This window comes from Streptomyces cyanogenus, assembly GCF_017526105.1.
GTDB classification, from domain to species: Bacteria; Actinomycetota; Actinomycetes; order Streptomycetales; family Streptomycetaceae; genus Streptomyces; species Streptomyces cyanogenus.
In genome coordinates this window covers 5,971,787-5,986,434 of sequence record NZ_CP071839.1, presented here as the reverse complement: position 1 = coordinate 5,986,434, position 14,648 = coordinate 5,971,787, and the positions used below count along the sequence as shown (strand labels likewise).

Sequence of the window (14,648 nt, the reverse complement as noted above, 5' to 3'; positions counted from 1 at the left end):
GTCGCCGTCCGACCGAGCCGAGAGGCAGCCGACGATGACCACCACCACTCCCGTCTGGAACCCGCAGCGGTCCAGCGGAATGCCGTACCACCGCTACCGCCCCTACCAGGACCGCGTGCACGTCCCCGCCGGCGACCGGCGCTGGCCCGACGCGCGCCTGGAACGCGCCCCCCTCTGGGTGCCGGTCGACCTGCGCGACGGCAACCAGGCGCTCGCCGAGCCGATGGACACCCCCCGCAAGCGCCGCTTCTTCGACCTGCTGACCGCGGTGGGCTTCAAGGAGATCGAGGTCGGCTACCCCTCCGCGAGCCGCGCGGACTTCGACTTCGTACGGCACCTCGCGCGCGGCGGGGCGGTACCGGACGACGTGACCCCCGTCGTCTTCACACCCGCCCGCGCCGACCTGATCGACCGGACCTTCGACGCGGTCCAGGGCCTGCCGCGGGTCGTGGTCCACCTGTACATCGCCACGTCGCAGGTGTGGCGGGAGGTGGTGCTCGGCCGCAGCCGGGCCGAGGTGTGGCGGACCGTGCGGCAGGCGGCGGAGCACATGGCCCGGCGGGCCGGTGACGCGCCCGGTGTCCGCTTCCAGTTCTCGCCGGAGACCTTCAACCTCACCGAGCCGGACTTCGTCCTCGAACTCTGCGACGGGCTGACCGGGTTGTGGGACGCGAGCCCGGACCGCCCGGTGACCCACAACCTCCCCGCGACCGTGGAGATCGCCACCCCGAACGTCTACGCCGACCAGATCGAGTACGTGCACCGGCACCTCGCCCGCCGGGACTCCGTGATCCTCTCGGTGCACCCGCACAACGACCGCGGCACCGGCGTCGCCTGCGCCGAACTCGCCGTGCTGGCCGGCGCCCAGCGGGTGGAGGGCTGCCTGTTCGGCAACGGGGAGCGCACCGGCAACGTCGACCTGGTGACCCTCGCCCTCAACCTGTACGCCCAGGGGGTGGACCCGATGGTGGACTTCGGGGACATCGACGCCGTACGGGAGACGGTGGAGCACTGCAACCGGCTGCCCGTCCACCCGCGGCATCCCTACGCGGGCGACCTGGTGTACACGGCGTTCTCCGGCACCCATCAGGACGCGATCGGCAAGGGGCTCGACCACCACGCCCGTCGCGCCCGGGAGTCGGGTGTGCCGGAGGCGGACGCGCCGTGGTCGGTGCCGTACCTGCCGATCGATCCGGCGGATGTCGGGCGGTCGTACGAGGCGGTGATCCGCGTCAACTCGCAGTCGGGCAAGGGCGGGGTGGCGTATCTGCTGCGCACGCACCACGGCATCGACCTGCCGCCGCGCATGCGGTCCGACTTCTCGCGGGTCGTACAGGCGGCGACGGACGACAGCGGGCGGGAGGCGACGCCGAAGGAGCTGTACGAGCTGTTCCGGGCGACCTATCTGACGGAAGGCTCGGTGCGGCTGCACGCCTGGTCCTCGTACGAGCAGGCACCCGGTGTGCACCGGTTCGTCTGCACGCTGGAGGCCGGGGGCCGTGTCGGCGACCACGAGGGCACGGGCGCCGGTGCACTGACCGCGTTCGTCGACGCACTGGCCGGCGTCGGCGTCGCGGCCGACGTGCTGGACTTCGCGGAGGACGGCACGACGGCCTTCGCCGAGTGCCGGGTCGGTGGCGTCACGGCCTGGGGAGCGGGCACGGGCCCCTCGGCCGCCGTGCACGCGGTGCTGTCCGCGGTGAACCGGGCGATGCGGTGACGCGGACGGCAGCCGAGGTGCTGCGCGCCGAGGACGTGCACGTCGTCCGGGACGGGCGGCCCCTCCTCCGGGACGTCTCGCTGACCGTCCGGGCCGGTGAGCACTGGGCGCTGCTCGGGACCAACGGCGCGGGCAAGTCCACGCTGCTCGGCCTGCTCGGCGCGGTGGTGCATCCGACGCGGGGCACGGTGGAGGTGCTCGGCCACCGGCTGGGCCGGGTGGACCTGCGCGAGCTGCGGGCGTTCGTCGGACACGTGAACCCGCGCCATCCGCTCACCTCGCCGCTGCGGGTGCGGGACGTGGTGCTCACCGGGCTGACGAACTCGGTCGAGCCACTCCCCCGGTGGCGGCCCACCCACGAGCAGGCGGAGCGGGCCGAGGCGCTGCTGGCCACGCTGGGGCTGGACGCGCTGCGGGACGCCCGGTGGCCGACGCTCTCGCAGGGGCAGCGCGGCCGGACGCTGATCGCCCGCGCGCTGATGCCCGAGCCTCGGCTGCTGCTCCTGGACGAACCGGCGACCGGACTCGACCTGCCCGGCCGGGAGCGGCTGCTCGCGGCCCTGGAGGAGCTGCGGACGGCGCATCCCGCGCTGGCGACGGTGCTGGTCACCCACCACCTGGAGGAGCTGGCGGCGGGCACCACGCACGCCGTGCTGCTGCGCGAGGGGCGGGTGCCGGCCTCCGGTCCGGTCGCGTCCGTGCTCACCGGTGACCAGGTCGGCCTGTGTTTCGATCTGCCGCTGGCGCTGGAGCGGCAGGAAGGCCGCTGGAGCGTGCGGATCCGGCGCACGCGGTGACGGTGTGACGAAGGGGGTGCCCGGGCCGTTCGGGCGGGCACCCCCTGTCGTCATCGGGTCACTTGTTCAGGTAGGCCCAGAACTCGTCGAACGACAGCACCTTGTCGCCGTTGAGGTCGCGGGACTTGATGATGGCCTCCGCGACCGTCTCGGTGACGTTCCAGTCACCTTCCTGCGCCAGGGCGGACTTGAACTCCGCTGCGGTGATGAATCCGTCACCGTCCGCGTCGATCCGCTGGAACTGCTTGCGTGCTTCCTCGATGTCCGCCACCGATCCGCCCCTTTTGTTCGTGTTTCTCATGCCGTGCTGGCGTACTGACGCTGGTCAGATTAACGGCCTGCACCAGCCCGGAGTGCGGCGACCACCCAGGCGACGTCCTCGCTCATGTCTGGGAGTCTGGGCCTTCAGTGGGTGGAGACTCAGGGAGCGGGCCTTGCAGACCCTGCGGGACATTCTCGACGCGGCGGCGGCCGGCGTCTTCCCGGCGGCGGACGGCGGTACGACGGTCGTACCGCAGCCCTCACCGCGGGACGCGGGAGTGATGTCGTTCACCGCGCACTCGGTGGTCTTCACCGACGAGGACCCGCAGTGGGTGCGCGAGACGCTGCGCGGCACGGACTGCGACGCGCTGGCGGCGACGATGAACCCGCGGTTCCTTACCGCCCTCATGGACCGGACCGGGCGCCGCACCGAGACGATAGACGCGGTCCTGGTGGCCGACCCGCTGCCGGGTGAGCCGCCGCTCGCGCTGCACGAGATCGCGGACCCCGGCCACCCCCGGATCGCCTATGCCCACGGGCGGCGCGACGGGGTGCGGGCCTGGACCGCCGAGGGCGGGGTGCTGGTGATGGGGCGCGGGGTCGCCGGGCGGCTGGAGGTGTCGGTCGAGGTGGACGAGAAGGTACGGCACCGGGGGCTCGGGCGGCTGCTGGTGACCGCGGCCCGGCAGCTCGCCGTGGAGCCGCTGTGGGCGCAGGTCGCCCCGGGGAACGCCCGCAGCGTACGGGCGTTCCAGGCGGCCGGTTACCGTCCGGTCGGCGCGGAGCTGCTGCTTCAGCGGAAGATGCCGGTGTGCCCCAGTGAGTAGCGGCCCGGCTGGGGGTAGACGGCGAGGCCGTGCGGGCCGCTGCCGACCTTGATGCGGGCCACCTCGGTGCCGGTGCGGGTGTCGATGGCGTACACCTCGGCGTCGTAGCGGCCGGAGAGCCACAGGATCCTGCCGTCGGCGGAGACTCCGCCCATGTCGGGGCTGCCGCCGCCGGGCAGGTGCCACTTCTTGCTGAGCCGGTCCTGGGTGAAGTCGAAGACGGAGATGGTGCCCTCGCCACGGTTGGAGACGTACATCTCGCGGGAGTCGCGGCTGACGTAGAGGCCGTGGGCGCCCTTGCCGGTGGCCAGGAACCGGGGCCGGGTGAAGCGGTCCCCGTCGAGGATCCACAGCCCGTTGGCCATCATGTCGGCGATGTAGAACAGCTTGCCGTCCGGGGAGATCTTGACGTCCTGCGGCATGGCGCCGCGGAACGGCAGCTTCTCCTGGGCGACGACCTTCATCCGCGCGGTGTCGACCTTGAGGAGCTCGCCGCTGAACTCGCAGGAGACGACGAAGTAGCGGCCGTCGATGGAGAAGTCGGCGTGGTTGACGCCGTAACAGGTGACCGGGACGGTCTTGACGACCTTCATGGTGTGCGCGTCCCGGAAGACCAGCTCGCGGTCCATGGAGGCCATGACGACGGCGTACTTGCCGTCGGGCGTGAAGTACAGGTTGTACGGGTCGTGCACGGCGACCGGCTTGCCTGCCCGGCCGGTCCGCGGGTCGATGGGGGTGAGGCTGTTGCCGAGGTCGTTGTTGACCCAGAGCGTCTTCAGGTCCCAGGACGGTACGACGTGCTGGGGCTGGCGGCCGACCGGGATGGTCTCGACGACCTTGTGGGTCGCCGGGTCGATCACGGTGACGGTGTCGGAGTTGGTGTTCGGCACGTACACCCGGGAGGGGAAGCCCCGGACCACGGGCGAGAGCCGGTTCGGCCGATCGGCGGAGTACAGGTCGGCCGGGTCCTCGACCGGGGGCATCCCGGGCAGCACGTTCACCCGCGGCTTCTGCACCCGCGGCTGGACCGGGGCCTTGCTCCCGAGGGCCTCGCTCTCGCGGTCCCCGTTGCCGCCGCACGCGGAGAGCAGCGTCAGGGCGGTGAGGGCGGCACCGGCGGCCAGCAGGCGGGCGGCTTTCGTGGTTCGCATCAGCTCAGCAGCTCCGTGGTGGTGACCGCGCGCAGTCCGCGGCGGCCGAGTTCGGTCAGGACGTCGGGGAGGGCGGCGACCGTGTCCGGGTAGCCGAAGTGCAGGCTCACCACCGATCCGTTGCGCACGCCGGCGAGGACCTCGCGGGTGACGGCGGCGGCGCCGGGGCGGGTGTAGTCGAGCGAGTCGACGTCGTACGACAGCACGTGCGGATAGCCGGCGGCGTGGGCCAGCCGGGCCACGAGCGGGGAGGCGGCCGGGGCGCGGGAGGGGCGGAACCAGGTGCCGACGGAGCCGGTGAGCCGCCTGAGCCGCTCGGCGCATTCGGTGATCTCCCGGCGGGCGTCCGCCTCGGCCAGGGTGTTGATGCCGATGTGCCGCTGGGTGTGGTTGCCGAGGTCGTGGCCGCCGTCGAGGACGCGGCGGGCCAGGTCCGGGTGTTCGTCCAGCCAGGTGCCGACGGCGAGCACGGTGAGCCGGGCGCCGTGCCGCTCGGCCGTGGTGAGCAGTGCGCGGGCCAGGGCGGGGTCGCCCTGACCGTGGAAGGTGAGGGCCACCTGGGGGCGGCTGCGCGGGCCGTGGGTGATCTGGGCGGGGTGGCCGGGATAGGCCCGCGGGGCCGGGGCCGTGGAGGGGCGGACGGAGGGAGGCGTGGGGGATGTGGGGGATGTGGGGGCCGGGGCGGGGGGCGGGGCGGCGGTCCGGCCGGTACCGCACCCGGCGGCGAGCGCACCGCCGGCAACGAGCCCGGTGCCGGCGCGCAGCACATCTCGGCGGAGGGTGGAGGTCACCCGCACCATTTAAGGATGGGTTGGCGAGAAAACGGGCGATTAGCCCGCTTGGGAGTGACTTCGGGTCGCCGTGCCGGGAATCCCGCTACCGGTCCGCGACCCGCATCTCGAACCAGGTCGTCTTGCCGCGCGGCAGCAGGTCGACGCCCCACCGGTCGGAGAGCTTGTCCACCAGGAACAGCCCGCGTCCGCTGACGTCGAGTTCCTGGACCGGCATCAGACAGGGCAGCCCGCGCGAGGGGTCGCGGACCTCCACCCGGATCCAGCCGGTGCGGCGGCGCATCCGCAGGCCGAAGACCCGGGCGCCGGTGTGCCGCACGGCGTTGCCGACGAGTTCCGACACGAGCAGGACCACGTCCTCGGCCAGCTTGGGGCTGAGCCGCCAGGTGCGCAGGACGACGACCTGGGCGAGCCGGCGGGCGGTGGCGGCGGATTCGGGGCGGGACGGCAGCGGCACCTCCGCCTCCGTCGGGTTGCCGAACAGTTCGATCGCCTTGAGCGCCTGTTCGTCCTCGACCGCGGGCGACCAGCGCGCCGCGGCTGCACGGCTGTGTCCCCGCGGCTGTTCGATGCCCTCCAGCCCCGCCATGCCCCCATGATGGCCGTCCGGAGCCTGCTTGGGGGCCGTTCCGGAGGAATACGCCCCCCTCACGCCCCCGTTCCGCTCCCGTCGCCCGGCATATGCCGTCGGCATGACAGTGTCCGGCGCGGCCTGGTTGACCTGCGGAGAAGGCTCGCTTCCCGGCAAGCGACGGGCTCCCTCGACAAAGCGGGCTTAAGGTTGCCTTAAGGCTCCCATAAACCGCCCCATCGAGGGACCCGAAGGGGACGACGCGTCAACTGCCCCTCACTCCAAGGGAGTCGGCGCGGGAGGCGCACGCCGTTGACGGTCAGACGAACTTGGCCTTGCCCGGCCCCTCCTCCACGAAGCTGCGCATGCCCCGCTCGCGGTCCTCGGTGGCGAACAGACCCGCGAACCAGTTCCGCTCGACGGCGAGCCCGGTGTCGATGTCGGCCTCCAGGCCGGTGTCGACCGACTCCTTGGCCGCGCGCAGCGCGATCGCCGGGCCCTGGGCGAGCTTGGCGGCCCAGGCGTGCGCCTGCTCGTACACCTCGGCGGCCGGGACGACCCGGTCCACCAGGCCGATGGCGAGGGCCTCGTCGGCCCTGACCTGACGGCCGGTGAAGATCAGGTCCTTGGCCTTGGAGGGCCCGATCAGCCGGGGCAGCCGCTGGGTGCCGCCGGCGCCCGGGATCAGCCCGAGCAGGATCTCGGGCTGGCCCAGCTTGGCGTTCTCGGCAGCGATGCGGTAGTCGGCGCACAGGGCCAGCTCGCAGCCGCCGCCGAGCGCGTAGCCGGTGATGGCGGCGACGACCGGCTTGGGGATGCGGGCCACGGCGGTGAAGGCCTCCTGCAGGGCGCGGGAGCGCCGGACCATCGCGGGATGGTCCATGTTCTGCATCTCCTTGATGTCCGCGCCCGCCGCGAACACCCGCTCGCCGCCGTAGATCACCACGGCGCGCACGTCGTCGCGGTCCGTGGCCTCCTCGGCGAGTTCCTTCAGCCGGTCCTGGGTGGCGATGTCCAGCGCGTTCATCGGCGGCCGGTCCAGACGCAGGGTGCCGACGCCTTCGGCGACTTCCAGAGTGACGGTCATGCAGGTCAGGTTAACGGCCACTAACGACAGGGGGCCCGGTGCCGTTCCTCACAGCACCGGGCCCTGGCGTCAGCCGGGGTTCACTTCGTCCACTCGGACCACGACATGTTCCAGCCGTTGAGGCCGTTGTCCGGGGCCACCGTGGCGTCGTGGGAGTTCTTGACGACCACCACGTCACCGATCATCGAGTGGTTGAAGAACCAGGCGGCCGGGACCGAGCCGTCGTAGCCGCCGCGGACGTCGCGCAGGCCCACGCAGCCGTGGCTGGCGTTGTAGTTGCCGAAGGCGTCGCCGCCCCAGTAGTTGCCGTGGATGAAGGTGCCGGAGTTGGTGAGGCGGATGGCGTGCGGGACGTCCTTGATGTCGTACTCGCCGCCGTAGCCGACCGTCTCGCCGTTCATGCGGGTGACGGCGAGCTTCTCGGTCATGACCATCTGGCCGTTCCAGGTGTCGTAGCCGGGCTTGCCGGTGGTGACCGGGAGGGTCTTGACGACCTTGCCGTCCTGGGTGACCTTCATCGTGTGCTTCTTGGCGTCCACGACGGAGACCTGGTTGCGGCCGATGGTGAACTTCAGGGTCTTGCGCTGCTTGCCGTAGACGCCGTCGCGGCCCTCGACGCCGTCCAGGTCGAGGTCGACGGTGACCTTGGTGCCTTCCTTCCAGTACTTCTCGGGGCGGAAGTCGAGGCGGTCGTTGCCGAACCAGTGGCCCTGGACGTCGACGGCCGGCTCGGTCTTGATCCGGACGGCCTTCTCGACCGCCTCGGGGCTGGTGATGCCCCGGGTGAAGCGTATGGAGAACGGCATGCCGACGCCGACCGTGGAGCCGTCCTCGGGGGTGAAGTAGCCGACGAAGGTGTTCTTCGGGGTGAGCGTGGTGAAGGTGGCGTCCTCGGCGGCCTCGCGGCCCTCGGCGTCCTTCGCCACCGCGTGCACGGTGTACTTGGTGGCCGCGGCCAGATGCGACGACGGCGTCCAGGCGGAGCCGCCCCCGGTGAGGGCGCCCTCGACCTTCGCGCCCTTCTCGTCCTTGACGGTGACCTCGGTCAGCTTGCCCTTGGCGACGCTGACCTTCAGCGCGCCGCTGGTGTCGACGCCGGTCGCACCCGACTTGGGCGCGATGCTGACCGCCGCCGCGGACTGCCCGCCCTTCCGGCCGTCGCCCTTGCCCTTGCCGTCCCCGGAACCGGACCCCGATCCGCCGCCTCCGCCGCACGCGGTGAGCGACAGCACCAGGGCGCCGGCTATGACTGCCAGTCCCCTACGGCCCCGCCGCCCCCGATCCGACGCCCCCGATACAGGCCGCATGTTCAAGTTGTTCTCCCCTCGCCGGGCCCCTGATCAGACCCGCTCCCCACCACGTTGTGCGCGCATATTAGCTGCCAGGTTTTGAGCAGGGTGTCAGGCGAATGTCACCATTCCGTCGCAACTTCCGCCCGGCACCCACACCAGCGCCCCCACCCCTCACCTGGTTACTTCTCCGCGCTGCCCGCTTTCCACTCCTTCCAGCCCATGTTCCATCCGCCGAGGCCGTTGTCGGGTGCGACTGTTTTGTCCTGGCTGTTCACGACTTCGACGACGTCCCCGACCCGGCTGCGGTCGAAGAACCAGCCGGCCGGGGTGTCCGAGCTGCCGCCCTTGACGTCCACGAGGCCCACGCAGCCGTGGCTGACGTTGACCCGGCCGGGGGCGTCCGTGGCCCAGTAGTTGCCGTGCAGGAAGGTGCCGGATTCGGTGAGCCGCATGGCGTGCGGGACGTCGGCGATGTCGTACTCGGCGCCCAGGCCGACCGTCTGGCTGTTCATGCGGGTGACCTCCAGCATGTCCATCACCACCATCTTCCCGTTGTAGGTCGGGTGCTTGGGGGCGCCCGCGGTGACGGGGACGGTGGCCAGGAGCTGTCCGTCTCGGCGTACCTCCATGGTGTGCTTGGCCGCGTCGACCAGGGAGACCTGGCTGCGGCCGACGGTGAAGGACAGGGTCTTGTCCTGCAGGCCGTAGAACCCACGGGCGCCCTCGACGTCCCGCAGGGCCAGGTCGACGGTGACCTCGGTGCCCGGTTTCCAGTAGTGCTCCGGGCGGAAGTCCAGGCGGCCCTTGCCGAACCAGTGCGGGCGGATCTCGACCGGGGGCCGTGCGCTGACCCGGACGGCGCGTTCGACGGCGGCTCGATCGGTGATCTCCTGGCTGAAGGAGAGCGAAACGATCATGCCGGTGCCGACGGTGGCGCGGTTCTCCGGGGTGACGTAGGCGATGAACCGCCGGTCGGGGACGTAGGTGGTGAAGGTGGTGTGCCGGGCCGCGCGGCGGCCCTGGGAGTCCAGCGCGACCACGTCGACGGTGTACTTGGCGGCCAGCGCCAGCCGGTCGTCGTCCGGCCGCCAGGTCAGCCCGTCCTCGCTGATGTGCCCCGGGACCGGCGCGTCCTGCGCGTCCTGCGACCTGACCACGGTGACCTTCTCCAGGCGCCCGCCGGGCACCCGTACCAGCAGCCGGTCGCCGGGGCGTACGGCCTTGCTGCCGTCCTCCGGGGTCACCCGGATGACGTCCTCGGGGGGCGGCGGTTCGCCCAGTGCCCCGCCCATGCCCAGCGGGCCCGGGCCGTCCGCGGAGCAGCCCGCGAGCAGCCCCGCCCATGTCAGTGCGGCGGCCAGCGCGGCCCCCGCGCGCCGTGCGCGTCCTGTTACGTGCCTCACGCGAGGCTCAACGACGGGGCACGCCCCGGGGAAACGTGAGTGCGACCCACGCGCTGGGCAGAACAGAGGGAAGGACGACACGTCGGGGAGCCGCCGCGCCCGCCTCGGAGCCGTCGGGGCGCAGTCGTACCGGGCGGCCGGGGGTGCAGGAACGCTCCCCCGGCCGCCCGGCACGGCCGGACGCGCCCTCGGGCGTGCCCACCGAGAAGAGGGGCCGACAGTGACGAGCGCAGCCGAGCAGCGGGCGCCGGCCGGGGAGCCGGCCGCCGGGAGCGGTCAACCGGCGGCGGTGAACGGCGCCCGGCGGGCCGTACCGCCCGTCCCGGCCGTGTGGCCGGGTGCGCCGACCCCGCTGGGCGCCCGGTTCCGGGTCGGCCCGGACGGGGTCGCCGGCACCAACTTCGCGCTGTGGGCGGCCGGCGCGGAGGCGGTCCGGGTCTGCCTGTTCGACGAACAGGGCCGGGAGACGCGGATTCCGCTGACCGAACTGACGCACGAGATCTGGCACGGCTTCGTCCCGGGTGTGCAGCCCGGGCAGCGCTACGGCTACCGGGTCGACGGCCGCTGGGACCCGTGGACCGGCGCCCGCTGGAACCCGGCGAAGCTGCTGCTCGACCCGTACGCCCGGGCCGTGGACGGCGAGTTCGGCCTGCCGCCGGAGGTGTACGGGCACGTCCGGGACTGGCCGGACCAGTCGGTCGCCGACACCGTGCGCGACGAACGGGACTCGGCGCCGTACGTCCCCAAGGGTGTCGTCGTGCACGATGACGACGACTGGTCCGACGACCGCCGCCCCAAGACGCCCTGGGCCGACTCGGTCATCTACGAGCTGCACGTCCGGGGTTTCACCAAGCTGCACCCCGGCATACCCGAGGAGCTGCGCGGCACCTACGCGGGCCTCGCGCACCCGGCCGCGGTCGAGCACCTGGTGCGGCTGGGCGTCACGGCCGTCGAACTGCTGCCCGTGCACCAGTTCGCGCACGAGGACCACCTGCTGCGCCGGGGCCTGAAGAACTACTGGGGCTACAACTCCATCGGCTACTTCGCCCCGCACGCGGCCTACGCGGCCTCCGGTACGACGGGACAGCAGGTCGGCGAGTTCAAGCGGATGGTGCGCGCGCTGCACGCGGCCGGTATCGAGGTCATCCTCGACGTGGTCTACAACCACACCGCGGAGGCGGGCGAGCTGGGGCCGACGCTGTCCCTGAAGGGCATCGACAACCGCGGCTACTACCGGCTCCAGGACGACGCCCGCCGGTACGCCGACTACACCGGCTGCGGCAACACCCTGCACGTCGTCCGCCCCCAGGTACTGCGCCTGATCACCGACTCGCTGCGCTACTGGGTGACCGAGATGGGCGTGGACGGCTTCCGCTTCGACCTCGCGGCGGCGCTGGCCCGCTCCATGCACGACGTCGACATGCTCTCCCCCTTCCTGGCGGTCATCGCCCAGGACCCGGTGCTGCGCCGGGTGAAGCTGATCGCCGAGCCGTGGGACATCGGCTCCGGCGGCTACCAGGTCGGCGCGTTCCCGCCCCTGTGGACCGAGTGGAACGACCGCTACCGCAACGCGGTCCGGGACTTCTGGCGGCACGCCCTGCCCGACGTGCGCGAGATGGGCTACCGCCTGTCCGGCTCCAGCGACCTGTACGCCTGGGGCGGCCGGCGCCCCTACGCCTCCGTCAACTTCGTCACCGCGCACGACGGTTTCACCCTGCGCGACCTGGTGTCGTACGGGACCAAGCACAACGAGGCCAACGGCGAGAACAACCGGGACGGCACCGACGACAACCGCTCCTGGAACTGCGGCGCCGAGGGCGAGAGCGACGACGAGCGGGTGCGCGCGCTGCGGCGCCGGCAGCTGCGCAACCTGCTGACGACCCTGCTGCTGTCCACCGGCGTGCCCATGCTGGTCGCGGGCGACGAACTCGGCCGTACCCAGCGCGGCAACAACAACGCCTACTGCCAGGACAACGAGATCGGCTGGGTGGACTGGTCGCTGCTCCAGGAGCCCGGCTGGCGGGCGCTGTTCGACCTGACCGCACGGCTGATCGCGCTGCGCCACCGGCATCCGGTGCTGCGCCGGCGGGCCTTCTTCTCCGGCCGCGCCCAGACCGCGGACGGGCTGCGGGACCTGGCCTGGTTCACCTCGCGGGGCGCGGAGATGACCGAGGGCGACTGGTACGCGCCCGCCGCCACGCTGGGGATGTACCTGTCCGGGCGCGACATCCCGGGCCGGGACGCGCGGGGCGCGCCGGTGGTGGACGACAGCTTCCTCGCGGTGCTGCACGCCGGCGACCGGCCGACCGGCTTCGTGCTGCCCGGGCCGCCGTGGGCGGAGCGGTACGAGGTGGTCGTGGACACCTCGGTGGAGGAGCAGGCGCAGCCGCCCGGTACGGTCCACCGGGCGGGCGCGGAGATCACGGTGCCGGCGCGGACGGTGCTGCTGCTGCGGGTCGCCTGAGTCTGTGTGGCACCTGTGCGTGACACGGATCACGCTTCGCGGGTGCAGCGTCGGCCGGGGTCCAGGGCCTTACCCCTGGTGAAGAGAAGCCGGCGAGAACGGGGACCGTGGGAATGGAGCAGACCAGGGCCGGTGAGTACGACGCGTTCGTGGCGGCCCGCTGGTCGGTGTTGTTCCATCTCGCCCGTCTGCTCACCGGAGGGGACCGGCACCGCGCCGAGGACCTGTTGCAGGAGTCCTTGGTCAAGCTGTGGTTCGTCTGGCCGAAGGTCGCCGACGAGGCGCCGGAGGCCTATGTGCGCAAGGTGCTGGCGCGGGCCGCGGCCCGCTCGGCACGGCGGCGCTGGTGGGGCGAGCGGCCCGTGGAGCAGCTGCCCGAGGTGGCGGCGGCCGATGACATGTCGGCGACCGTGGCCGAGCGCTCCCGGCTGGAGGCGGCGCTCGCGCAGCTGACGCCGCAGCAGCGGGCCGCCGTGGTCCTGCGCTACTACCAGGACCTGCCCGACCGGCAGGTCGCGGAGACCCTGGGCTGCCCGGTGGGCACGGCCCGGTCCCATGCCGCGCGCGGGGTGGCCCGGCTGCGCCGGCTCCTGGCCGACGTCATCGAGCCGGTGGGGTGAGGGAGGGCCCATGGACCGCAGGGATCGCAGGGATGACACGGATCGCACGGATCACGCAGACCGCACGGACCGAACCGACCAGACGGATCACATGATGGACCGCTTCGACCGGACGGGCCGCATGGATCGGACCGGCATGGAACAGACGCGCCGCATGGACGCGGCGGACCGGCCGGACGGGACAGGCCGGACGGGCGGCACCGACGGCGGGGGCCGGGCGGGTGGCTCGGACGGCGGGGGCCGGGCGGGTGGCTCGGACGCCTTCGAGCGGCAGTTGGCGCAGCTGATGCACCGGGCCCAGCAGCCCGCGCCCTTCGAGGCCCGGCACCGGGAGGCGCTGCGCGCCGGGGTGCGGGCCCGGCACCGGGTGCGCACGGCGCGCCGGGCGGCCGGCTCCCTGCTGGCGGCGGCCGGGATCGGTCTGGGCCTGTTCCTGTGGCCGCACGGGCACGTCGACGACCGGCCCACCGCACCGCACCCCCGGCCCGCGATCAGCCCGGCGCCCACGCCGAGCACCTCGCCGTCGCAGTCGCCCACCGAGTCGCCGAGCGCGCCGCCGTCCGTGACGTCCTCGGCGCCGCCGGACTCCCCGACGCCGACCCACTCCTGGTCGACCTCCGGCCCGCCGGCGACCACCGGAAGCACCATCGCCGCCACCGCCTCGTACCCGCCACCGTCGGCCACGGCCACCTCCCGGGGCGGCAGCACCACCGCGCCGGCCACGGTACCGGTGAGCGAACCCGCCGAGCCGTCGGGCGAGCCCTCGTCCACGGTCGACGCGACCGGCTAGCCCGCACTCCTCCACCCACTCCCGCGTGCCCTCGGCATGCCCGACACACCTGAACAAACGGGGATACACGTGACATTCATCCGATCGAACCGGCCGAGCCCTCCGCCGGCCGCGGCACCGGCACCCCGGCACACCCCGCTGCCGACGGGCCGCGAGGAGCCGGTCCTGGACGTGGCCGTACCGGTGTTCAACGAGGAGAAGGACCTGGAGCCCAACGTCCGGCGGCTGCACGCGCATCTGCGGGACACCTTCCCCTACCCGTTCCGGATCACCATCGCGGACAACGCGAGCACCGACCGCACCCCGGTCATCGCCGCCCGGCTGGCCGGCGAGTTCCCCGAGGTGACCTCGCTGCGGCTGCCCCGCAAGGGCCGCGGCCGGGCGCTGCGGGCCGCCTGGTCGGGCTCCCGGGCGCCCGTGCTGGCGTATCTCGACGTGGACCTGTCCACCGGGCTCGCCGCGCTGCTGCCGCTGGTCGCACCGCTCATCTCCGGCCACTCCGACCTGGCCATCGGCACCCGGCTGGCGCCGGGCGCGCGGGTGGTGCGCGGGACCAAGCGCGAGGTCATATCCCGGTGTTACAACGTCCTGCTGCGGTGCACGCTCGCCGTCGGCTTCTCCGACGCCCAGTGCGGTTTCAAGGCGGTCCGGCGGGAGGCCGCCGAGCGGCTGCTGCCGCTGGTGCGGGACGGGGAGTGGTTCTTCGACACCGAGCTGCTGGTGCTCGCCGAGCGGGCCGGGCTCAGGATCCACGAGGTGCCGGTGGACTGGGTCGACGACCCGGACAGCAGCGTCGACATCCTCGCCACCGCGCTGGCGGACCTGCGCGGGATCCTCCGGATGCGCCGCACCCTGGCCCGCCGCCGGCCGAAGC

13 protein-coding genes and 1 pseudogene are annotated in these 14,648 nt (G+C 72.8%); 7 read left to right on the top strand and 7 right to left on the bottom strand.

What is annotated here, in order from left to right; all coding sequences use genetic code 11:
* Nucleotides 1-34 precede the first annotated feature (34 nt).
* Both S1361_RS27080 and S1361_RS27075 read left to right on the top strand, forming a co-directional pair.
* On the top strand, nt 35-1,720 hold the full coding sequence (locus S1361_RS27080) for a 2-isopropylmalate synthase (protein WP_208034526.1): 1,686 nt from the start codon (nt 35-37) through the stop codon (nt 1,718-1,720).
* A complete protein-coding gene (locus S1361_RS27075) occupies nt 1,717-2,517 on the top strand; it encodes an ABC transporter ATP-binding protein (RefSeq protein WP_208034525.1) in 801 nt (266 codons plus the stop codon). Before S1361_RS27080 ends, S1361_RS27075 begins: the two co-directional genes overlap by 4 nt.
* 58 nt (nt 2,518-2,575) lie before the next feature.
* On the opposite strand, the gene S1361_RS27070 is transcribed toward S1361_RS27075, so the two are convergent.
* A complete protein-coding gene (locus S1361_RS27070) occupies nt 2,576-2,788 on the bottom strand; it encodes an EF-hand domain-containing protein (protein WP_208036788.1) in 213 nt (70 codons plus the stop codon).
* Nucleotides 2,789-2,951: 163 nt separating this feature from the next.
* On the opposite strand from S1361_RS27070, the gene S1361_RS27065 reads away from it, so the two are divergent.
* Nucleotides 2,952-3,605 carry a GNAT family N-acetyltransferase gene (locus S1361_RS27065; RefSeq protein WP_208034524.1) on the top strand — a complete coding sequence of 218 codons (654 nt, stop codon included), beginning with the start codon at nt 2,952-2,954 and terminating at the stop codon, nt 3,603-3,605.
* Here the strand turns inward: S1361_RS27065 and S1361_RS27060 are convergent.
* The 6 genes from S1361_RS27060 to S1361_RS27035 all read right to left on the bottom strand — a co-directional run bounded on the left by S1361_RS27060 (nt 3,572) and on the right by S1361_RS27035 (nt 9,900).
* Nucleotides 3,572-4,756, bottom strand: a complete 1,185-nt coding sequence (locus tag S1361_RS27060) for a YncE family protein (RefSeq protein ID WP_208034523.1) — start codon at nt 4,754-4,756, stop codon at nt 3,572-3,574. The two genes, S1361_RS27065 and S1361_RS27060, sit on opposite strands and share 34 nt — an antisense overlap.
* Nucleotides 4,756-5,556, bottom strand: a complete 801-nt coding sequence (locus S1361_RS27055; RefSeq protein ID WP_208034522.1) for a polysaccharide deacetylase family protein — start codon at nt 5,554-5,556, stop codon at nt 4,756-4,758. Before S1361_RS27055 ends, S1361_RS27060 begins: the two co-directional genes overlap by 1 nt.
* 76 nt (nt 5,557-5,632) lie before the next feature.
* Complete coding sequence (locus S1361_RS27050) at nt 5,633-6,241, bottom strand: ATP-binding protein (protein WP_208034521.1); 609 nt, start codon at nt 6,239-6,241, stop codon at nt 5,633-5,635.
* A gap of 196 nt (nt 6,242-6,437) precedes the next feature.
* Nucleotides 6,438-7,205 (bottom strand): enoyl-CoA hydratase/isomerase family protein, encoded by a 768-nt coding sequence (locus S1361_RS27045; RefSeq protein WP_208034520.1) that lies wholly within the window; start codon nt 7,203-7,205, stop codon nt 6,438-6,440.
* A gap of 80 nt (nt 7,206-7,285) precedes the next feature.
* Nucleotides 7,286-8,512, bottom strand: a complete 1,227-nt coding sequence (locus S1361_RS27040; RefSeq protein WP_208034519.1) for a L,D-transpeptidase — start codon at nt 8,510-8,512, stop codon at nt 7,286-7,288.
* A gap of 164 nt (nt 8,513-8,676) precedes the next feature.
* Nucleotides 8,677-9,900: a L,D-transpeptidase gene (locus tag S1361_RS27035; RefSeq protein ID WP_208034518.1), complete on the bottom strand. Its 1,224-nt coding sequence runs from the start codon at nt 9,898-9,900 to the stop codon at nt 8,677-8,679.
* 220 nt (nt 9,901-10,120) lie between these two features.
* Here S1361_RS27035 and glgX point away from each other — a divergent pair, with 220 nt between their 5' ends.
* The 4 genes and pseudogenes from glgX to S1361_RS27015 form a co-directional block, all read left to right on the top strand.
* Entirely contained in the window at nt 10,121-12,364 is a 2,244-nt protein-coding gene (gene glgX, locus S1361_RS27030; RefSeq protein ID WP_208034517.1) for a glycogen debranching protein GlgX, read from the top strand.
* Between the two features lie 113 nt (nt 12,365-12,477).
* Nucleotides 12,478-12,984, top strand: a complete 507-nt coding sequence (locus S1361_RS27025) for a SigE family RNA polymerase sigma factor (RefSeq protein WP_208034516.1) — start codon at nt 12,478-12,480, stop codon at nt 12,982-12,984.
* A 136-nt stretch (nt 12,985-13,120) separates the two neighbouring features.
* Nucleotides 13,121-13,774, top strand: a complete 654-nt coding sequence (locus S1361_RS27020; protein ID WP_208034515.1) for a hypothetical protein — start codon at nt 13,121-13,123, stop codon at nt 13,772-13,774.
* 36 nt (nt 13,775-13,810) lie between these two features.
* Nucleotides 13,811-14,635, top strand: a pseudogene (locus tag S1361_RS27015) (dolichyl-phosphate beta-glucosyltransferase); the annotation flags it as partial.
* Nucleotides 14,636-14,648: the final 13 nt, after the last annotated feature.

Coding starts and splice junctions, on each gene's coding strand:
- S1361_RS27040 (WP_208034519.1), bottom strand. CDS start 8,512: ATGCGGCCTGTATCGGGGGCGTCGGATCGGGGGCGGCGGGGCCGTAGG.
- S1361_RS27020 (WP_208034515.1), top strand. CDS start 13,121: ATGGAACAGACGCGCCGCATGGACGCGGCGGACCGGCCGGACGGGACA.
- S1361_RS27055 (WP_208034522.1), bottom strand. CDS start 5,556: ATGGTGCGGGTGACCTCCACCCTCCGCCGAGATGTGCTGCGCGCCGGC.
- S1361_RS27060 (WP_208034523.1), bottom strand. CDS start 4,756: ATGCGAACCACGAAAGCCGCCCGCCTGCTGGCCGCCGGTGCCGCCCTC.
- S1361_RS27080 (WP_208034526.1), top strand. CDS start 35: ATGACCACCACCACTCCCGTCTGGAACCCGCAGCGGTCCAGCGGAATG.
- S1361_RS27025 (WP_208034516.1), top strand. CDS start 12,478: ATGGAGCAGACCAGGGCCGGTGAGTACGACGCGTTCGTGGCGGCCCGC.
- S1361_RS27045 (WP_208034520.1), bottom strand. CDS start 7,205: ATGACCGTCACTCTGGAAGTCGCCGAAGGCGTCGGCACCCTGCGTCTG.
- S1361_RS27050 (WP_208034521.1), bottom strand. CDS start 6,241: ATGCCGACGGCATATGCCGGGCGACGGGAGCGGAACGGGGGCGTGAGG.